Here is a 19,506-nt window from a genome sequence, read left to right as displayed (position 1 = left end):
GCGCGGACAATGCGCGAAACATACTGAGCGGATGAGCCGGGAACGATGAAACTCGCAACGCTGAAACGGGGAGGGCGCGACGGCACGCTGGTCGTCGTCGACCGCGAGCTGGCGCGCTGCCAGCCGGTGCCGGGCATCGTGCGTACGCTGCAGGCGGCGCTCGACGACTGGGAGGCGGTCGCGCCGCAGCTCGCCGAGGTCTATGCCGCGCTGAACAACGGCGCCGCGCGCCACGCCGAGCCCTTCGACCCGGCGGCCTGCCACAGCCCGCTGCCGCGCGCCTACCAGTGGGCCGACGGCTCGGCCTACGTCAATCACGTCGAGCTCGTGCGGAAGGCGCGCGGCGCCGACATGCCGCCCGAATTCTGGACCGATCCGCTGATGTACCAGGGCGGCTCCGACTCCTTCGTCGGACCGCGCGACGCCATCCTCGCCCGCGACGAGGCCTGGGGCATCGACTTCGAGGCCGAAGTCGCCGTCGTCACCGGCGACGTGGCGATGGGCGCGACGCCGGCCGAGGGTCGCCGGCAGATCCGGCTGCTGATGCTGGCCAACGACGTGTCGCTCAGGAACCTGATCCCGGCCGAGCTGGCCAAGGGCTTCGGTTTCTTCCAGTCGAAGCCGGCCACCGCGTTCTCGCCGGTCGCCGTGACGCCGGACGAACTGGGCACGGCCTGGGACGGCGGCAAGCTGTACCTGCCGCTGGTCGTGCATCTCAACGGCGAGCTGTTCGGTCGGCCCAATGCCGGCGTCGACATGACCTTCGACTTCGGCCAGCTGATCGCGCACGTGGCGAAGACGCGCGAGCTGGAGGCCGGCTCGATCGTCGGCTCGGGCACCGTCTCCAACGTCGACCGCAGCACTGGCTCCGGCTGCCTGGCCGAGAAGCGCTGCCTGGAAACCATCGCCGACGGCCAGCCGAAAACGCCGTTCATGCGCTTCGGCGACCGCGTGCGGATCGAGATGTTTGACGCCGCCGGCGCGACGATCTTCGGCGCCATCGACCAGCGCGTCGAAAAGTACCCGGGCTGACGATGTTGAAGCTCTATACCTACTTCCGCAGCTCGGCCGCCTACCGCGTGCGCATCGCCCTCAACTTGAAGAACCTCGCCTACGAGGCGGTGCCGGTGCATCTGGTGAAGGACGGCGGCCAGCACCTGAAGGACGACTACCGGCGCGTGAACCCGGCCGGCGCGGTACCGGCGCTGGTCGACCGCGACCTCAACCTGTCGCAGTCGCTGGCGATCATCGAGTACCTCGACGAGGCCTATCCCTATCCGCCGCTGCTGCCGCCCGACCCGGCGGCGCGCGCGCGGGTGCGGGCGATCGCGCTCGACGTCGCCTGCGAGATCCACCCGATCAACAACCTGCGCGTGCTCAAGTACCTGACCGGCGAGCTGGGTGTTTCCGAGGAGCAGAAGCTCGCCTGGTACCGGCACTGGGTCGAGGTCGGCCTGGCTGCGGTCGAGGCGCGCGTCGCCGGCAACCCGGAGAGCTGGAAGTTCTGCCACGGCGGCCATCCGACGCTCGCCGACTGCTGCCTGGTGCCGCAGGTGTTCAACGCCCGTCGTTTCGGTTGCCGCCTCGACCACGTGCCGACGGTGGTGCGCATCGACGCGGAATGTCGTACGCTGCCGGCTTTTGTCGCCGCCGCCCCGGAGAACCAGCCGGACGCCGAGTAGCCGCGAAGCCCTGAATTCGAAGGATCGATGCAGTTCATTCTGGAGGAGACCATGATGAAACAAAAGAAGCTGATCGCTACCCTGCTGCTTGCCCTTCCCGCCGCCGCCGCGTTCGCCGACATCACCGTCGGCGTTACCGTGTCGGCGACCGGTCCCGCCGCCTCGCTCGGCATTCCCGAGAAGAACACCTTCGCGCTGGTGCCGCAGACCATCGCCGGCCAGAAGGTGAAGATCGTGCTGCTCGACGACGCCTCCGACACCACCACCGCGGTGAAGAACGCGAAGAAGTTCGTCGCCGAGGAGAAGGTCGACGTGATCATCGGCTCGACCATCACGCCGGCTTCGCTGGCGATGATCGACGTCGCCGCCGAGGCCGAGACGCCGATGATCTCGATGTCCGCGTCGCGCGCCATCGTCGACCCGGTCGACGGCAAGCGCCGCTGGGTCTACAAGACGCCGCAGAACGACGCGCAGATGTCCACCGCGATCTCCGAACACATGAGCAACAACGGCGTGAAGAAGGTCGCCTACATCGGCTTCTCCGACGCCTACGGCGAGGGCTGGGCGAACGAGTTCGCCGGCGTCGCGCAGGCGCGCAAGATCGAGATCGTCGCCAACGAGCGCTTCAACCGCGCCGACACCTCGGTCACCGGCCAGGTGCTGAAGATCATCGCCGCCAAGCCGGATGCGGTGCTGATCGGCGGCGCCGGCACGCCCGCCGCACTGCCGCAGAAGGCGCTCAAGGAGCGCGGCTACAAGGGCCTGATCTACCAGACGCACGGCGTCGCCAACAACGACTTCCTGCGCGTCTGCGGCAAGGACTGCGAGGGTACCTTCCTGCCCGCCGGTCCGGTGCTGGTCGCCGACCAGCTGCCGGCCGACAATCCGGTCAAGAAGTCGGCGCAGGAATACGTCGCCAAGTACGAGGGGGCGCACGGCAAGGGCAGCGTGTCGACCTTCGGCGCGCACGCCTGGGATGCCTTCAAGCTGCTCGAGGCGGCGGCACCGGTGGCACTGAAGAAGGCGCAGCCGGGCAGCAAGGAGTTCCGCGCCGCGCTGCGCGACGCGCTGGAGGGCGTGAAGAACCTGCCGGTGGCGCATGGCGTGGTCAACATGAGTCCGACCGACCACCTCGGCTTCGACCAGCGTGCCCGCGTCATGGTCAAGATCGAGGGCGGTGCCTGGAAACTGGTGAAGTAAGCCGCTGAACCGGCGGCGGCAGCGTGCCTGCCGCCGCCATGCCAATCACCCGGCGGCAAGGCCGGGCGCAGGGATTTCCATGGATTTCCAGATCGCACTCCTCCTCGGTCAGGACGGCCTGACCAACGGCGCCATTTACGCGCTGCTCGCGCTGGCGCTGGTGCTGGTGTTCGCGGTGACGCGCGTGATCTTCATCCCGCAGGGCGAGTTCGTCGCCTATGGCGCGCTGACGCTGGCGACGCTGCAGGCCGGCAAGCTGCCGGCGACGCTGTGGCTGATCGTCGCCCTCGGCGCCGCGGTGGCCGCGCTCGACGGCGCGCAGGCGCTGCGCCACGGCGGTGCGCGCAAGCTGCCGCGCATCCTCGCGCTCAACCTGGCGGTGCCGCTGGCGCTGTGGCTCGCGCTCGCCAACCTGGATCTCGCCGGCCTGCCGCTGGCGGCGCAGGTGCTGCTCGCGCTGGCGGTCGTCGTGCCGCTCGGACCGATGATCTACCGGCTGGCCTACCAGCCGATCGCCGAGGCGCCGGTACTGATCCTGCTGATCGTCTCGGTCGCCGTGCATGTCGTGCTGATCGGCCTCGGGCTGCTCTTCTTCGGCGCCGAGGGGACGCGCACGCCGGCCTTCAGCGAGGGCACGCTGGAACTCGGCGCGACGACACTGCAGTACCAGACGCTGTGGATCCTGGCGGCGTCGGTGGTGCTGATCGTCGCCCTCTACGCCTTCTTCGGCCGCAGCCTCTACGGCAAGGCGCTGCGGGCGACGGCGCTGAACCGCACCGGCGCCCGGCTGATGGGCATCTCGACGACGATGGCCGGCAAGCTCTCGTTTACGCTGGCGGCGCTGATCGGCGCCTTCTCCGGCATCCTCATCTCGCCGATTACCACGCTCTATTACGACTCGGGCTTCCTGATCGGGCTGAAGGGCTTCGTCGGCGCCATCATCGGCGGCCTGGCGAGCTACCCGGTAGCCGCCGCCGGCGCGCTGCTGGTCGGCTTCCTCGAATCGTACTCGTCGTTCTACGCCAGCGCCTTCAAGGAGGTGATCGTGTTCACGCTGATCATCCCGGTGCTGCTGTGGCGCTCGCTGACCACGCACCACGCCGAGGAGGACGAATGATGCGGCGCCTCGTCCTGATCGCCTTCGCCCTGCTGCTCGCGCTGCTGCCGGTGATCCTGCCGGACTCGGCCGAGTTTTACGTGACGCTGGCGAACTACATCGGCCTCTACGCGCTGGTCGCGCTCGGCCTGGTGCTGCTCACCGGCGTCGGCGGCCTGACCAGCTTCGGCCAGGCCGCCTTCGTCGGCGTCGGCGCCTACGCCACCGCCTGGCTGACCACCGCCTTCGGCTGGAGCCCGTGGGCGACGCTGGCGGTCGCCCTCGCGGCGACCACCGTCGTCGCGCTCTTCCTCGGCTTCATCACGCTGCGCATGGGCGGCCACTACCTGCCGCTGGGCACCATCGCCTGGGGTATCAGCCTCTACTTCCTGTTCGGCAACATCGAGGCCTTCGGCGGCCACACCGGGCTCGGCGGCATCCCGCCGGTGAGCCTGTTCGGCATCGCGCTGAAGAGCGGCCGCGAGTTCTTCTACCTGATCTGGATCGCGCTGATGCTCGGCATCGTCGCCACGCAGAACCTGCTCGACTCGCGCGACGGCCGCGCCATCCGCGCCTTGAAGGGCGGCGTCGTGATGGCCGAGGCGATGGGGGTGAACACCGCCTGGTACAAGATCGTCATCTTCACCGTCGCCGCGCAGTTCGCCTGCGTCTCCGGCTGGCTCTATGCGCACCTGCAGCGCTTCGTGAACCCGACGCCGTTCTCGCTGACGCAGGGCATCGAGTACCTGTTCATGGCGGTGATCGGCGGCGTCGGTCACGTCTGGGGCGCGCTGCTGGGCGCCGGCCTGATCACCATCCTCAAGCAGTGGCTGCAGGACCTGCTGCCGAAGCTGCTCGGCCAGTCCGGCAACTTCGAGGTGATCGTCTTCGGCCTGGTCATGATCTTCGTGCTGCACCGCGCCCGCGACGGGCTGTGGCCGGTGCTGCTGGCGCGCGTCGAGCGCCTGTGGCCGGCGTTGGCGGCGAACGCCAGCGGCCGCGTCGCCGAGGCCGAGCGGCTGCCGAAACGCGAGATGCCGCAGGCCGGCGACACCATCCTCGAGGTGCGCGAGGTGAGCAAGCGCTTCGGCGGCCTCACCGCCAACAACGCGGTCAGCTTCACCGTGCGCGCGGGCGAGGTGATGGCGCTGATCGGCCCGAACGGCGCGGGAAAAAGCACGATGTTCAACTGCATCTCGGGCGTCAATCCGCCGACCGAGGGCGAGGTGCGCTTCCTCAACCAGCGCGTCGAGCGGCTGGAGTCGCGCGAGATCGCCCGCCGCGGCATGAGCCGGACCTTCCAGCACGTACGCCTGCTGCCGACGATGAGCGTGCTCGACAACGTCGCCATCGGCGCCCACCTGCGCGGCAGCCGCAATTTCGTGCACGCCTCGTGCCGCCTCGACCGCGACGAGGAGCGCCGGCTGCGCCACGAGTCGGCGCGGCAGATCGAACGCGTCGGCCTCGGCGAGCACCTGTTCGACGCCGCCGGCAGCCTGCCGCTGGGCAAGCAGCGGATCGTCGAGATCGCCCGCGCGCTGGCCGCCGACCCCTGCCTGCTGCTGCTCGACGAGCCCGCCGCCGGCCTCCGCTACCTGGAAAAGCAGGCGCTCGCCGAGCTGCTCAGGAAGCTGCGCGGCGAAGGCATGGGCATCCTGCTGGTCGAGCACGACATGGATTTCGTGATGGGGCTCGCCGACCGCGTGGTCGTCATGGAATTCGGCGAGAAGCTCGCCGAGGGCCTGCCCAAGCAGATCCAGGAGGATCCGAAGGTGCTGCAGGCCTATCTGGGAGGTGTCGAATGAGTCTGCGTCCCGTACTGCTCGAAGCGAAGGACCTGTCGGTTTCCTACGGCAAGGTCGAGGCGCTGCACAAGGTCAGCCTGACCATCCGCGAGGGCGAGATCGTCACCGTCATCGGCCCCAACGGCGCCGGCAAGACGACGTTGCTCTCGTGCCTGATGGGCCTTCTGCCTGGCCGCGGCGAGGTCAGCTACGTCGGCCGCGCGCTCGGCAACGACTTCGAGGTCGAGGAGCGCGTCGGCCTCGGCCTGACGCTGGTCCCGGAGAAGCGCGAGCTGTTCGCCGACATGAGCGTCGAGGACAACCTGTTGCTCGGCGCCTTCGACCGCTACCGCCGTGGTGACAAGGACTTCCGGACGACGATGGCCGAGGTCTACGGCATCTTCCCCCGCCTCCGCGAGCGCGCGACGCAGCTCGCCGGAACGCTCTCCGGCGGCGAGCGGCAGATGCTGGCGATGGGCCGTGCGCTGATGGCCAAACCGAAGCTGCTGATGCTCGACGAGCCCAGTCTGGGCCTGGCGCCGCTGATCATCCGCGAGATTTTCCGCACCGTTTCCCGGCTGCGCGAGATGGGCGTGTCCGTGCTGCTGGTCGAGCAAAATGCCCGCGCGGCCTTGCAGGTAGCGGATTTCGGTTATGTTCTGGAGACCGGCGAAATCTCGCTGGCGGGGCCCAGCAAGGAACTTGCCAACGACCCCCGCGTCATCGAGGCGTACCTCGGACTGGGTGGGAAGCATTGAGGCGCAAGGCTTGAGCCGAAAAAAAGTTGCAAAAAAAGTTGTGGCATTTGAAAAAAGCCTATGACACAATCACTCGCGGCTACCGCCTTCCGTCAACACACTCACACGTAGGAGACACTTGCATGAACAAGAGCGAACTCATCGATGCCATCGCTGCTGGTGCCGATATCAGCAAGGCTGCTGCCGGTCGCGCCCTCGACGCCGCCGTTGCCGCCATCACCACGGCAGTTTCCAAGGGTGACAATGTGACCCTGGTTGGCTTCGGTTCCTTCAAGGCCGCCAAGCGCGCCGCCCGCACCGGCAAGAACCCGAAGACCGGCGCCGCCATCAAGATCCCGGCGACGACCGTGCCGAAGTTCTCGGCTGGCGCGTCCTTCAAGGCCGCTGTCGCCAAGAAGAAGAAGTAATACCCGCTGCAAAGGAAAAAAGCGGAAGGCCGCCTGCGGGCGGCCTTCCGCTTTTCCGGCGCCGGCTCAGTCTAGGCTGGCCAGATAGTTGGCCAGCGCGACGATCTCGTCCTTGGCGAGGTTCGCCGTCACCGCCGTCATGCGCGGGTCGTTGCGCTCGCCGCTGCGGTTGCGGTAGCGGGTGATCGAACTTTCCAGATAGGCGGGCTTCTGGCCGGCGATGCGCGGAATCAGTTCGGCGTCGTTGCCGCGCCCGCGCGGACCGTGGCAGGTCGCACAGCTCTTCTCGAACCGGCTCCTGCCCTGTGCCGCCAGCGTCGCGTTGGCCTTGTTCGCCTGCGGCCTGCCCGCGGCGTAGTAGAGCGCGATCTGCGCGCGCTCCTCGTCCTTCAGCACCTTGATCAGTCCCTGCATGAACGGGTCGCGGCGCTCGCCGGCGCCGAACTTGCGCATCTGCTCGATCAGGTAGGCGGGGTTCTGCCCGGCCAGGCTCGGCACTTCCGGAATCTGGCTGTTGCCGTCCTCGCCATGGCAGTTCACGCAGAAGAACGCCGCCTGCCGGCCCTGCTCGGCGGCCGCCTTGCTGGCGGCCGGGTTGGCCTGCAGCGCGCGCAGGCGATCGAGGGCGCCGGGTTGGGCGGCAGCGGCGGCGCTCAGCAGCAGCGCCAGCAAGGTCAGCGTCGGGCGGATCATCGATAACCTTATAATTTGTACGGTTATTGTTCGGCGGCGATGATAGCTCAATGACGGACGCTTAGGAAGCGCATCGGCGGGGCAGGGGCGGGGAGTAAACGGCAACGGCCCGCATCGCTGCGGGCCGTCCGGGAAACTGGTGGTGATGGGCGGAATCGAACCGCCGACCTACGGGTTATGAATCCGTCGCTCTAACCGTCTGAGCTACATCACCATGAAAGGGGTCGGATTATAGGGGGTGCCCGATTGCCGGTCAAGTTTCCGCTTGCCGGCCGTTTCTGTCGTATATAATTGATTCCATGCCGGTTCCCGCCATTCTTGCCTCCATGATCAACAGTATCGTCGGCTCCGCCGTCAATACTGCGATGGAGAACGCGGTCTACGCGCCGCCTGCGCCGCCCGAACTCGGCGTGGCCGGCGCGCGTGCCTTCCCCGACGGGACAAGGAAGGGGGAGATGGCGCCGCCGGTCGGGATGATGGAAGTCGTCATCGACGGCAAGGCGCTGCCGCGCGCGCCGGGCCTGCTGATCCGCAACCAGCAGAACCTGATCGTCATGCCCGGGACGATCCAGGAAAAGGTCCCGGTTCGCTACCAGCTCGACCCGTCCGGCGCGGTCTTCCGCGTCTGGGTGCTGACCCGCACCGAGGTCGCCGCTCCCTGATATCCGCAACCTGATCGACATTCCGTAATGCCAAAGAAACTCTTCATCCGCACCTTCGGGTGCCAGATGAACGAGTACGATTCGGACAAGATGGCCGACGTGCTCAACGCTTCCGAGGGGGTGGTGAAGACCGACAACCCCGAGGAAGCCGACATCATCCTCTTCAACACCTGCTCGGTGCGCGAGAAGGCGCAGGAGAAGGTCTTCCACGACCTCGGCCGCGTCCGCCACCTGAAGCAGCAGAACCCGAACCTGGTCATCGGCGTCGGCGGCTGCGTCGCCAGCCAGGAAGGCGCGGCGATCGTCGCCCGCGCGCCCTACGTCGACGTCGTGTTCGGGCCGCAGACGCTGCATCGCCTGCCGCAGCTGATCGCCGAGCGGCGCGAGAAGGGCCGGGCGGCGGTCGACATCTCCTTCCCCGAGATCGAGAAGTTCGACGCGCTGCCGCCGGCCAAGGTCGAGGGGGCCGCCGCCTTCGTCTCGATCATGGAGGGCTGCTCGAAGTTCTGCACCTTCTGCATCGTGCCCTACACGCGCGGCGAGGAAGTGTCGCGCCCGTTCGACGACGTGCTGACCGAGGTCGCCGGGCTCGCCGACCAGGGCGTCAGGGAAGTGACGCTGCTCGGCCAGAACGTGAACGCCTACCGCGGCGCGATGGCCGGTTCGGACGAGATCGCCGACCTGGCGATGCTGATCGAGTACATCGCCGAGATTCCCGGCATCGAACGCATCCGCTACACGACCTCGCACCCGCGCGAGATGACGCAGCGCCTGATCGACACCTACGCGAAAGTACCGAAGCTGGTCTCGCACCTGCACCTGCCGGTGCAGTCGGGCTCGGACCGCATCCTGGCGGCGATGAAGCGCAACTACACCGCGCTCGAGTACAAGTCGATCGTCCGCAAGCTGCGTGCGGCGCGGCCGGACCTGTCGCTGTCCACCGACTTCATCGTCGGCTTCCCCGGCGAGACCGAGGACGACTACGAGAAGACGATGAAGCTGATCGACGAGGTCGGCTTCGACGCCTCGTTCTCGTTCATCTACAGCACGCGGCCGGGGACGCCGGCCGCCGAGCTGCCCGACGACACGCCGGCCGAGCTCAAGACCGCCCGCCTGATGCGCCTGCAGAAGCGCATCGACGCGCTGGCGTCGGCGGTCAGCGAGTCGATGGTCGGCAGCGTGCAGCGCGTGCTGGTCGAGGGCGTGTCGAAGAAGAACGAGGCCGAGCTCGCCGGGCGCACCGACAACAACCGCATCGTCAATTTCGTCGGCAACCCCCGGCTGATCCACCGCTTCGTCGACGTGCGCATCACCGCGGCGCTGCCGCATTCGCTGCGCGGCGAGATCGTCACCCGTGAGAGCTAAGCCCGCCGCCCGCAAGCGCCCGGTCGAGCTGCTGCTGTCGCCGGTCGACAACACGCATCTCGCCAACCTGTGCGGCGTCCTCGACGAGAACCTGCGCCAGATCGAGACCGCGCTCGACGTCGTCATCGCCCGCCGCGGCGAGCGCTTCACGATCCACGGCGAGGGCGAGCCGGCGGCGCGCTGCGCCGAGGCGCTGCAGCACTTCTACCGCCTGGCGAAGCAGCCGCTGTCGGTCGACGAGATCCAGCTCGGCCTGATCGAACTGCTCAACCGCCCGGTGCGCGGCCTGACCGCCGCCGGCGGCCCGTCGCCGGCGCTGGTGACGAAGAAGACCGAGCTGCACGGGCGCACGCCGCGGCAGGTCGAATACCTGAAGCACATCCAGGAGCACGACATCACCTTCGGCATCGGTCCGGCCGGCACCGGCAAGACCTATCTGGCGGTCGCCTGCGCGGTGGACGCCTTCGAGCGCGAACTGGTCTCGCGCATCGTGCTGACGCGGCCGGCGGTCGAGGCCGGCGAGCGCCTCGGCTTCCTGCCCGGCGACCTGGCGCAGAAGGTCGACCCCTACCTGCGCCCGCTCTACGACGCGCTCTACGACCTGATGGGTTTCGACCGCGTGATGAAGATGCTGGAGAAGCAGGCGATCGAGATCGCGCCGCTCGCCTACATGCGCGGGCGCACGCTGAACCACGCCTTCATCATCCTCGATGAAGCGCAGAACACGACGCCGGAGCAGATGAAGATGTTCCTCACCCGCATCGGCATCGGCGCCAAGGCGGTGATCACCGGCGACGCGACCCAGGTCGACCTGCCGAAGGGACACAAGAGCGGGTTGATCGAGGCGCGCCGCATCCTGCAGGAGGTGCGCGGCATCGCCTTCACCGAATTCGGCGCCGAGGACGTCGTCCGCCATCCGTTGGTGGCGCGCATCGTCGCCGCCTACGAGGCGCACGGCAAGGCGCAGGAAGCGCCGCGATGAGCGCCGCGCCGAAGAAGGCCGGCGGCCGGCTCAACCTGTCGGTGCAGTACGCCTGCGACCCGGCCGGGCTGCCGTCGCGCACCCAGCTGCGTGCCTGGGCACGCGCCGCGCTCGCCGGCGGCGGCCAGGTGACGATCCGCTACGTCGACGCCGACGAGGGGGGGGCGCTCAACCGCGACTACCGCGGCAAGGACTACGCGACCAACGTGCTCTCCTTCGTCTATGAGCAGGCGCCGCTGACCGTCGGCGACCTCGTCGTCTGCGCGCCGGTGGTCGCCCGCGAGGCGGCGGAGCAGGGCAAGCCGGTCGAGGCGCACCACGCGCACCTGATCGTGCATGGCATGCTGCACCTGCAGGGTTACGATCACGAGACGGGCGAGGAAGACGCGCGCGTCATGGAAAACAGGGAACGGGAGATTCTGGCGGGACTCGGCTACCCGGATCCCTACTAGCCGGACGCCGCCCGCGCCGCCGGCGGCACACCACTTCGCTATGGACAGTTCGACCAGCAAACCGACCTTTTTCGAGCGACTGTCGTCGCTGCTGCTGCGCGAGCCGGAAGACCGCGAGCAGCTGATGCAGCTGCTGCACTCCGCCTGCGAGCGCAACCTGCTCGACGCCGACGCGCTGTCGATCACCGAGGGCGCGCTGTCGGCCTCCGAGACCGCGGTGCGCGACGTGATGGTGCCGCGCGCGCAGATGGACACCATCGACCTCAACGACTCGCTCGACGAGATCCGGCGCACGGTGATCGACACCGCGCACTCGCGCTTCCCGGTGCATGACGGCGACCGCGACAACGTCGTCGGCATCCTGCTCGCCAAGGACCTGCTCCGCCTCGGCGGCGAGACGAGCTGCGACCTGCGCGACTGGCTGCGGCCGGTGGTCTTCATCCCCGAGTCGAAGCGACTGAACGTGCTGCTGCGCGAATTCCGCGTCTCGCGCAACCACATGGCGATCGTCGTCGACGAGTACGGCGGCGTCGCCGGGCTGGTGACGATCGAGGACGTGCTCGAGCAGATCGTCGGCGACATCGAGGACGAATACGACTTCGACGAGGCCGACGACCAGATCCGCCTCGACCAGTCGGGTCGCTACCGGGTCAAGGCGCGCACGCGGATCGACGACTTCAACCAGGCCTTCGGCTGCGCGCTCGCCGGCGACGGGATCGACACCGTCGGCGGCCTGATCCTCGCCGAGCTCGGCCACGTGCCGAAGCGCAACGAGTCGATCGAACTCGCCGGCTTCCGTTTCCGCGTGCTGCGCGCCGACCGCCGCCGCGTCTATACCCTGCTCGTAGAACAGCTGCCGGCGGCCGACCGCGCCGTACCGACGGCGTGAGCGGCGCCGCCCGCTTCCTGCCGCCGCTCGCGGCCGCGCTGCTCGGCGCCGCCGGCGTCCTCGCCTTCGCGCCGTTCGGCTGGTTCGCGCTCGGCTGGCTGGTGCCGGCCGGCCTCTTCGCGCTGCTGCGCCGGGCCGGCAGCGGCCGCGGCGGCGCCGGGCTCGGCTTCGCCTTCGGCTGCGGCTGGTTCGGCGTCGGCACGTCCTGGGTCTATGTCAGCCTGTCGGTCTTCGGCGGCCTGCCGCCGGTACTCGCCGGCATCGCCACCGCGCTGTTCTGCGCCGTGCTCGCCCTGTTCCCGGCGCTCGCCGGCTACGCCTTCGCGCGCTGGCGGCGCGGCGGATTCGTCGCCGACGCGCTGTTCTTCGCGGCGCTGTGGACGCTCGGCGAATGGCTGCGCAGCTGGCTGTTCACCGGCTTCCCCTGGCTCGTGCTCGGCTACTCGCAGGCGCCGCCGAGCCCGCTCGCCGGCTACGCGCCGATCGTCGGCGTCTACGGCCTGTCGTTGCTCGCCGCGCTGCTCGGCGCGGCGATCGCCGAAGTGCTGCGGCGCTGGTTCGTCGTTCCCTGCGCCGACGCGCGTACCCGCCTGTTCTGTCCGGCGCTGCCGCTGCTCTCGATCGGCGCCGTGCTCGCCGGCGGCGACCTGCTCGGCGACCTGCGCTGGACGGCGCCGGTCGGCGCGCCGGTGAAGGTCGCGCTGCTCCAGGGCAATGTCCCGCAGGACCTGAAATGGCGCCCCGAGAAGCTGAACGAGTCGCTCGTCATCTACGACCGGCTGCTGCGCGAGCATCCGGCGACGCTCTCCGTGCTGCCGGAAACGGCGATCCCCGCCTTCCTCGGCGAACTGCCGCCGCCCTACCTGGAGCGCCTGCTCGAACACGCGCTGGCGCAGCAGGGCGACCTGCTCTTCGGCGTTCCCGTCGGCGACGGCGAACGCTACGCCAACGCCGCGGCGAGCATCGGCGTCTCGCCGACGCAGCTCTACAGCAAGTCGCACCTGGTGCCCTTCGGCGAGTTCGTGCCGCCGGGTTTCCAATGGTTCCTCGACCTGATGCGCATCCCGATGTCGAACTTCACGCCGGGGCCGGACCGGCAGGCGCCGCTGGCGATCGCCGGTCAGCAGGTGGCGGTGAACATCTGCTACGAGGACGTCTTCGGCAGTGAAATCATCCGCGCGCTGCCGCAGGCGACGCTGCTGGTGAATCTCTCCAACACCGCCTGGTTCGGCGATTCGCTGGCCCAGCCGCAGCACCTGCAGATCGCGCAGCTGCGTGCGCTCGAGACCGGCCGGCCGATGCTGCGCGCGACCAACACCGGGATGACCGCGATCGTCGGCGCCGACGGTCGCGTGCAGGCGGCGCTGCCGCCGTTCACCCGTGACGCGCTGGTCGCCGAGGTGAGCGGCTACGCCGGGACGACGCCCTTCGTGCGCTGGGGCAACGTGCCGGCGGTGGCCGCCGCGTTGTTGCTGCTGCTCGCCGGCGGCCGCCGCCGGCCGGAGTAGCCGGCCGCTCAGCGGCGCTTGCCGATTTCGTCGCCGATGAAGCCGCCGATGGCGGCGCCGCCGACGGTGCCGAGCACGTTGCCGTGGGTTACCGCGGCGCCGGTGACGCCGCCGACCGCGGCGCCGACCGCGGTGCTCTTCTGCCGTGCCGACATGCTGTCCCAGGTGGCGCAGCCGCCCAGCGAGAGGGCGAGGGCAAGGGCGCTCAGCGTGGCTGAAATACTGTTTCGACGCATGGTGGTCTCCTTTCCCCGGAGGTTGCGACAAGCGCGCCGGCGTTGTCCGCGGCGCGTCCCTGTTCGATTGGAAGCCGTGCGCCGGCCGTCGTTCGCCCGCGCTTGTGTCGATTCGTAACCGCGGCGGCGCCGGTCGTGCGCCGCCTCCGCGCCGGCCGGCCGGGCATGCCGGCCGGCCGGCGGGCGGGCGTCAGTCGAAATTTTTTACAACCGGTCACCGATCGTCACCGTCGCGCGCTGCTCGGCGCCGGGCTGACGAGCCGGTTCTTGTCGGGCGCGAAAGCAAGTAAAATCAGCGTTTTTCGCCATTCCGAAAAGCTCTTCATGCCTACTTTCCAGGAAGTCATCCTGCGTCTGCAGCAGTTTTGGGACAAGCAGGGCTGCGCGCTCTTGCAGCCCTACGACATCGAAGTCGGTGCCGGTACCTTCCACACCGCTACCTTCCTGCGCGCGATCGGCCCCGAGCCGTGGAATGCCGCCTACGTGCAGCCCTCGCGCCGGCCGAAGGACGGCCGCTACGGCGAGAACCCCAACCGCCTGCAGCACTACTACCAGTACCAGGTGGTGCTGAAGCCGTCGCCGCTGAACATCCAGGAGCTGTACCTGCAGTCGCTGGAAGCGCTCGGCATCAACCTCAAGGAACACGACATCCGCTTCGTCGAGGACGACTGGGAATCGCCGACGCTGGGCGCCTGGGGCCTCGGCTGGGAAGTCTGGCTCGACGGCATGGAAGTGACGCAGTTCACCTACTTCCAGGAAGTCGGTTCGCTGACCTGCAAGCCGGTGCTCGGCGAGATCACCTACGGCCTCGAGCGGCTGGCGATGTACCTGCAGGGCGTCGAGAACGTCTACGACCTGGTCTGGGCCGAGGGCCCGGGCTACCGCATCACCTACGGCGACGTCTATCACCAGAACGAGGTCGAGCAGTCGAAGTACAACTTCGAGCACTCGAACGTCGACCTGCTGTTCCGCCACTTCGGCGAGCACGAGTCGGAAGCCAAGCGCCTGATGGCCGCCAACCTCGCGCTGCCGGCCTTCGAGCAGGTGATGAAGTGCTCGCACACCTTCAACCTGCTCGACGCGCGCGGCGCCATCTCGGTCACCGAGCGTGCCGCCTACATCGGCCGCGTCCGCGCGCTGGCGCGCGAAGTCGCGCAGGCCTACTACAACTCGCGTGAAGCCCTCGGCTTCCCCATGTGCAAATAAGGGGGAGCGAAAGATCATGAACAAGACCCTGCTCGTCGAACTCCGTACCGAGGAACTGCCGCCGAAGGCGCTGGCGAAACTCGGTGAAGTCTTTGCCGCCGGCGTCCATGCCGGCCTCGCCGACCGCAACCTCGTCCAGGCCGGCGGTGCCTACCGCTGGTTCGCGACGCCGCGGCGGCTGGCCGTGCAGATTCCGCAGGTGCTGGCGGTGGCGCCGGACGCCACCGTGCACGAGAAGGTGATGCCGGTCGCCGTCGCGCTCGACAAGGACGGCCAGCCGACCCCGGCGCTGCTGAAGAAGCTGGACGCCAAGGGCATTCCCACGAGCGAGATCGGCAAGTTCGAGAAGCGCCTGGACGGCAAGTCCGAGACCTTCTTCTACGAGGCCACCGTCAAGGGGGCGCAGCTGGCGGAGGTGCTCGGCGGCATCGTCGGCGACGCGCTCAAAAAATTGCCGATCCCGAAGGTGATGCGCTGGGGCGATTCCGACGTGCAGTTCGTGCGCCCGGTGCATGGCCTGGTCATGCTGCACGGCGAGCACGTCGTGGCGGGCGAGGCGCTCGGTCTGACGAGCGGCAACGCGACGCTGGGCCACCGCTTCCTCGCCGCCGGCCCGCTGCCGCTCGCATCGGCCGACGACTACGAAGCCAAGCTGGAAGCCGACGGCAAGGTCGTCGCGTCGTTCGCGCGCCGCCGCGAGATCATCGCCCAGGCGCTGCAGCGGAAGGCCGACGAGCTCGGCGCCCAGGTCAAGCTGCTCGACGCGCTGCTCGACGAAGTGACGGCGCTGGTCGAGTGGCCGGTGATCTACGTCAGCGAGTTCGAGTCGGAATACCTCGAAGTGCCGCAGGAATGCCTGATCCTGACGATGCAGGCGAACCAGAAGTACTTCCCGCTGTTCGACGCCGCCGGCAAGCTGCAGAACCGCTTCCTGATCGTCTCCAACATGGCGGTCGCCGATCCGAAGAACATCGTCGGCGGCAACGCCCGCGTCGTCCGCCCGCGCCTGTCGGATGCGCGTTTCTTCTTCAACCAGGACCGCAAGGCGACGCTCGCCTCGCGCCTGGAGAAGCTCGGCAGCGTCGTCTATCACAACAAGCTCGGCTCGCTGCTGCAGCGCGTCGAGCGCATGGAGTCGCTGGCGCGGACGATCGCCGGCAAGCTCAACGCCGACACGGTGCTGGCCGCGCGCGCCGCACGCCTGGCCAAGGCCGACCTGGTCACCGACATGGTCGGCGAGTTCCCCGAGCTGCAGGGCATCATGGGCCGCTACTACGCGCTGCACGACGGCGAAGACACCCAAGTGGCCGACGCCATCCAGGCGCATTACCAGCCGCGCTTCGCCGGCGACGCGCTGCCGGCCGGCAACATCGCCTGCGCCGCCGCGCTCGCCGACAAGCTCGACGCACTGGTCGGCTTCTTCGGCATCGGCCAGGTGCCGACCGGCGACAAGGACCCGTTCGGCCTGCGCCGCGCCGCGCTCGGCGTCCTCCGGATCCTGATGGAGTCGCCGCTGCCGCTCGACCTCGGCGAACTGATCGACGAGGCGGCGAACGGCTTCGCCGCCGGCGTGCTGACCGCCGCCGACTGCCGGACGCAGCTGCACGACTTCATGCTCGACCGCCTGCGCGGCTACCTGCGCGACGCCGGGCACGGCCAGGACGTGATCGAGGCGGTACTGGCGCAGCGCCCGACGCGCATCGACCTGGTGCCGGCGAAGCTCGACGCGGTACAGAAGTTCCTCGCGCACGATGCCGCGCAAGCGCTCGCCGCAGCCAACAAGCGCATCGGCAACATCCTGAAGAAGGCCGACGGCGCGATTCCCGAGCCGGACGTCGCGCTGCTGCAGGAAGCCGCCGAGAAGGCGCTGTTCGAGCGCGTCGTGCAGCTGTCGCCGCTGGTGAAGTCGCATGTCGCCAACGGCGACTACGCCGATGCGCTGATCGCGCTCTCCGGCGTGCGCGCCGAGGTCGACCGCTTCTTCGACGAGGTGATGGTCAATACCGACGAGCCGCTGGTGCGCGCCAACCGCCTCGGCCTGCTGAAGTCGCTGTTCGACCAGCTCAACGCGGTGGCGGATATTTCGAAGCTGGCGGTGTAATCTGAGGCGAGGGCCGGGAGGGCGCCGCGCGGCGCCTGCCATCCGGCCTGCGGCCCTCGACCAACGACTCTCGACTGGACCATGAAACTCGTCATCCTCGACCGCGACGGCGTCATCAACTTCGACTCCGACCAGTACATCAAGTCGCCGGCGGAATGGAAGCCGATCCCGGGCAGCCCGGAGGCGATCGCGCGCCTCAACCAGGCCGGCTATCGCGTCGTCGTCGCCACCAACCAGTCCGGCGTCGGCCGCGGCCTGTTCGAGATGGACACGCTGAACGCGATCCACGACAAGATGCACAAGACGGTCGCCGCCGCCGGCGGCCGCATCGACGCGGTGTTCTACTGCCCGCACGCGGCCGACGCCGGCTGCGACTGCCGCAAGCCGCAGCCGGGGATGTTCGAGCGCATCGCCGCCTGCTACAACACCGACCTCGCCGGCGTGCCGGCGGTCGGCGATTCGCTGCGCGACCTGCAGGCGGCGGCCGCCACCGGCGCTAGGCCGATGCTGGTGCTGACCGGCAAGGGCGTGAAGACGCAGCACGACCCGGCCGTGCCGGCAGGAACGCTGGTCTTTTCCGATCTCGCCGCCGCCGTCGATTACATCCTACGCGCCGCATGACGATTCTCCGCTCGTCGCTGTTCATGCTCGTCTCGACGTTGTGGACGATGCTGTTCGGCTCGGCGCTGCTGGTCGCCGGCGCCGTGCCGCTGCTGACCCGCTTCCGCACCGTCTGGTACTACCGGCGCGGGCTGATGTGGATGTTCCGCCGCCTGCTCGGCATCACCTGGGAAGTGCGCGGCCGCGACAACCTGCCGGCGGAACCGTCGATCATCCTCGCCAAGCACCAGTCGGCGTGGGAGACGGTGGCATTGCAGGACCTGCTGCCGGAACGCACCTACTGCGTCTTCGTGCTGAAGAAGGAGCTGATGAAGCTGCCCTTCTTCGGCTGGGGGCTGTCCGCGCTGCAGATGATCTCGATCGACCGCAGCGCCGGCCGCGAGGCGCTCAACCGCGTCGTCGAGCAGGGCGCCGACCGCCTCGCGCGCGGCTTCTGGATCATCATCTTCCCCGAAGGCACGCGCGTCGCGCCCGGCGAGACGCGGCGCTACAAGCAGGGCGGCGCCTACCTCGCGGCGCACACCGGCGCCCGCGTGGTGCCGGTCGCGCACAACGCCGGCGAAGTGTGGCCGCGCAACGCCTTCCTCAAGCGGCCGGGCCACGTCGTCGTCAGCATCGGCCCGGCGATCGACACCGCCGGCCTGTCGCAGGACGAGATCAATGCCCGCACCGAGGCCTGGATCGAGGCCGAGATGCGGCGCCTGTCGCCGCACCGCTACCCGGATGCAGCTTGACCTGCCGTTGACCGGCGTCGCCGTCGCCGCCGGCGAGGAGATGCGCCGGATCACGCTCGGCGACCGCATCGTTCCCTACCTGCTGCGCCGCGGCACGCGGCGCACCATCGGCCTCTCCATCGACCATCGCGGGCTGCGCGTCGGCGCGCCGCGGCGGACCTCGCTGGCCGAGGTCGAGGCACTGATCCGCCGCCACGGCGACTGGGTGGTCGACAAGCTCGACGAGTGGCGCACGCGCCGCCGGCCGGAGCCGCTGGCGATCGTCGACGGCGTGCGCATCCCGTACCTCGGCGGCGAGCTGACGGTGCGCCTCGCGCTCGGCGCCAACCGCCCGGTGTGGGGCGCCGACGCGCTGACGCTGTACCTGAAGGCCTGCGCGGTGCCAGGGGCGCAGCTCGAGCGCGCGCTGCGCGAGCGCGCACGCGAGTTGTTCGCCGCGCGCCTGGCGCATTACGCGCCGCTGCTCGGCGTCGACGTGCCGCCGCTGGCGCTGTCGTCGGCGCGCACGCGCTGGGGGAGCTGCAGCCGCCGGACCGGCATCCGCCTCAACTGGCGGCTGATCCATTTCCCCGAGGCGATCGTCGACTACGTCGTCGTGCATGAGCTCGCGCACCTGCGGCAGATGAACCACAGTCCGCGCTTCTGGTCTCTCGTCGAGACCGCCTGTCCCGACTATCGCGCCGCGCGCGTCGAACTGCAGCGCCTCGCCGCCTTCATCCCCCACTGGTAGAGAGAACACCACCATGCGCATCCTGCACACCATGCTCCGCGTCGGCGAGCTCGAACGCTCGCTGGCCTTCTACACCGAAGTCCTCGGCATGCGCCTGCTGCGCCGGCAGGACTATCCGGACGGCCGCTTCACGCTGGCCTTCGTCGGCTACGGCGACGAGGCCGACACGGCGGTGCTCGAGCTGACGCACAACTGGGACACCGCCGCCTACGAGCCGGGCAACGCCTTCGGCCATATCGCGATCGCCGTGCCCGACGCCTACGCCGCCTGCGAGGCGATCCGCGCGCGCGGCGGCAAGGTGGTGCGCGAGGCCGGGCCGATGAAGCACGGCACGACCGTGATCGCCTTCGTCGAGGACCCCGACGGCTACAAGATCGAACTGATCCAGCGAAAGGACTGA

Annotated in this window: 21 protein-coding genes and 1 tRNA gene; 19 read left to right on the top strand and 3 right to left on the bottom strand. The window is 68.9% G+C overall.

Annotated features, from left to right (window positions below):
• The first annotated feature begins 45 nt into the window (after positions 1-45).
• The 7 genes from IWH25_RS00790 to IWH25_RS00760 all read left to right on the top strand — a co-directional run bounded on the left by IWH25_RS00790 (position 46) and on the right by IWH25_RS00760 (position 6,927).
• Positions 46-1,032, top strand: coding sequence for a fumarylacetoacetate hydrolase family protein (locus IWH25_RS00790; protein WP_203387459.1), 987 nt, complete (start codon positions 46-48; stop codon positions 1,030-1,032).
• A gap of 5 nt (positions 1,033-1,037) precedes the next feature.
• Positions 1,038-1,682, top strand: a complete 645-nt coding sequence (gene maiA / locus IWH25_RS00785) for a maleylacetoacetate isomerase (protein ID WP_203389117.1) — start codon at positions 1,038-1,040, stop codon at positions 1,680-1,682.
• A gap of 54 nt (positions 1,683-1,736) precedes the next feature.
• The gene (locus IWH25_RS00780) at positions 1,737-2,882 is read left to right on the top strand and encodes an ABC transporter substrate-binding protein (protein ID WP_376990125.1); all 1,146 of its coding nucleotides are present in this window, start codon (positions 1,737-1,739) and stop codon (positions 2,880-2,882) included.
• A gap of 79 nt (positions 2,883-2,961) precedes the next feature.
• Positions 2,962-3,999: a branched-chain amino acid ABC transporter permease gene (locus tag IWH25_RS00775; RefSeq protein WP_203387457.1), complete on the top strand. Its 1,038-nt coding sequence runs from the start codon at positions 2,962-2,964 to the stop codon at positions 3,997-3,999.
• Positions 3,996-5,783, top strand: a complete 1,788-nt coding sequence (locus tag IWH25_RS00770) for a branched-chain amino acid ABC transporter ATP-binding protein/permease (RefSeq protein ID WP_376990126.1) — start codon at positions 3,996-3,998, stop codon at positions 5,781-5,783. Before IWH25_RS00775 ends, IWH25_RS00770 begins: the two co-directional genes overlap by 4 nt.
• Positions 5,780-6,520, top strand: a complete 741-nt coding sequence (locus tag IWH25_RS00765) for an ABC transporter ATP-binding protein (protein WP_203387456.1) — start codon at positions 5,780-5,782, stop codon at positions 6,518-6,520. Before IWH25_RS00770 ends, IWH25_RS00765 begins: the two co-directional genes overlap by 4 nt.
• 122 nt (positions 6,521-6,642) lie before the next feature.
• A complete protein-coding gene (locus IWH25_RS00760) occupies positions 6,643-6,927 on the top strand; it encodes an HU family DNA-binding protein (protein WP_203387455.1) in 285 nt (94 codons plus the stop codon).
• Between the two features lie 66 nt (positions 6,928-6,993).
• Here IWH25_RS00760 and IWH25_RS00755 read toward each other — a convergent pair whose 3' ends face one another.
• Positions 6,994-7,620 (bottom strand): c-type cytochrome, encoded by a 627-nt coding sequence (locus IWH25_RS00755; protein ID WP_203387454.1) that lies wholly within the window; start codon positions 7,618-7,620, stop codon positions 6,994-6,996.
• A 137-nt stretch (positions 7,621-7,757) separates the two neighbouring features.
• Positions 7,758-7,834, bottom strand: a tRNA-Met gene (locus IWH25_RS00750).
• An 85-nt stretch (positions 7,835-7,919) separates the two neighbouring features.
• On the opposite strand from IWH25_RS00750, the gene IWH25_RS00745 reads away from it, so the two are divergent.
• The 6 genes from IWH25_RS00745 to lnt are packed head-to-tail and all read left to right on the top strand — an operon-like array spanning position 7,920 to position 13,478.
• Positions 7,920-8,282 (top strand): hypothetical protein, encoded by a 363-nt coding sequence (locus IWH25_RS00745; RefSeq protein WP_203387453.1) that lies wholly within the window; start codon positions 7,920-7,922, stop codon positions 8,280-8,282.
• A 27-nt stretch (positions 8,283-8,309) separates the two neighbouring features.
• Positions 8,310-9,647 carry a tRNA (N6-isopentenyl adenosine(37)-C2)-methylthiotransferase MiaB gene (gene miaB / locus IWH25_RS00740; RefSeq protein ID WP_203387452.1) on the top strand — a complete coding sequence of 446 codons (1,338 nt, stop codon included), beginning with the start codon at positions 8,310-8,312 and terminating at the stop codon, positions 9,645-9,647.
• Positions 9,637-10,629, top strand: a complete 993-nt coding sequence (locus IWH25_RS00735; RefSeq protein ID WP_203387451.1) for a PhoH family protein — start codon at positions 9,637-9,639, stop codon at positions 10,627-10,629. The genes miaB and IWH25_RS00735 overlap by 11 nt, the downstream gene beginning before the upstream one ends.
• Positions 10,626-11,081 (top strand): rRNA maturation RNase YbeY, encoded by a 456-nt coding sequence (gene ybeY / locus IWH25_RS00730; protein ID WP_203387450.1) that lies wholly within the window; start codon positions 10,626-10,628, stop codon positions 11,079-11,081. Before IWH25_RS00735 ends, ybeY begins: the two co-directional genes overlap by 4 nt.
• A 40-nt stretch (positions 11,082-11,121) precedes the next feature.
• Positions 11,122-11,970, top strand: a complete 849-nt coding sequence (locus tag IWH25_RS00725; protein WP_203387449.1) for an HlyC/CorC family transporter — start codon at positions 11,122-11,124, stop codon at positions 11,968-11,970.
• The gene (gene lnt / locus IWH25_RS00720; protein WP_203387448.1) at positions 11,967-13,478 is read left to right on the top strand and encodes an apolipoprotein N-acyltransferase; all 1,512 of its coding nucleotides are present in this window, start codon (positions 11,967-11,969) and stop codon (positions 13,476-13,478) included. Before IWH25_RS00725 ends, lnt begins: the two co-directional genes overlap by 4 nt.
• Before the next feature lie 8 nt (positions 13,479-13,486).
• On the opposite strand, the gene IWH25_RS00715 is transcribed toward lnt, so the two are convergent.
• A complete protein-coding gene (locus IWH25_RS00715) occupies positions 13,487-13,714 on the bottom strand; it encodes a glycine zipper 2TM domain-containing protein (protein WP_203387447.1) in 228 nt (75 codons plus the stop codon).
• A gap of 324 nt (positions 13,715-14,038) precedes the next feature.
• Between IWH25_RS00715 and glyQ the strand changes: the two genes are divergently transcribed.
• From glyQ to gloA, 6 genes are all read left to right on the top strand, one after another.
• The gene (glyQ, locus tag IWH25_RS00710) at positions 14,039-14,920 is read left to right on the top strand and encodes a glycine--tRNA ligase subunit alpha (RefSeq protein ID WP_203387446.1); all 882 of its coding nucleotides are present in this window, start codon (positions 14,039-14,041) and stop codon (positions 14,918-14,920) included.
• A 16-nt stretch (positions 14,921-14,936) separates the two neighbouring features.
• The gene (gene glyS, locus IWH25_RS00705) at positions 14,937-17,021 is read left to right on the top strand and encodes a glycine--tRNA ligase subunit beta (RefSeq protein ID WP_376990128.1); all 2,085 of its coding nucleotides are present in this window, start codon (positions 14,937-14,939) and stop codon (positions 17,019-17,021) included.
• Between the two features lie 81 nt (positions 17,022-17,102).
• Complete coding sequence (gene gmhB, locus IWH25_RS00700) at positions 17,103-17,642, top strand: D-glycero-beta-D-manno-heptose 1,7-bisphosphate 7-phosphatase (protein ID WP_203387445.1); 540 nt, start codon at positions 17,103-17,105, stop codon at positions 17,640-17,642.
• Positions 17,639-18,376: a lysophospholipid acyltransferase family protein gene (locus tag IWH25_RS00695; RefSeq protein WP_203387444.1), complete on the top strand. Its 738-nt coding sequence runs from the start codon at positions 17,639-17,641 to the stop codon at positions 18,374-18,376. The genes gmhB and IWH25_RS00695 overlap by 4 nt, the downstream gene beginning before the upstream one ends.
• Positions 18,366-19,106 carry a M48 family metallopeptidase gene (locus tag IWH25_RS00690; RefSeq protein ID WP_238998968.1) on the top strand — a complete coding sequence of 247 codons (741 nt, stop codon included), beginning with the start codon at positions 18,366-18,368 and terminating at the stop codon, positions 19,104-19,106. The genes IWH25_RS00695 and IWH25_RS00690 overlap by 11 nt, the downstream gene beginning before the upstream one ends.
• A 13-nt stretch (positions 19,107-19,119) precedes the next feature.
• A complete protein-coding gene (gene gloA / locus IWH25_RS00685) occupies positions 19,120-19,506 on the top strand; it encodes a lactoylglutathione lyase (protein WP_203387443.1) in 387 nt (128 codons plus the stop codon).

This window comes from Azospira restricta (assembly GCF_016858125.1).
In the GTDB taxonomy this organism is placed as follows: domain Bacteria; phylum Pseudomonadota; class Gammaproteobacteria; order Burkholderiales; family Rhodocyclaceae; genus Proximibacter; species Proximibacter restrictus.
This window is presented reverse-complemented; position numbering and strand designations above follow the sequence as displayed.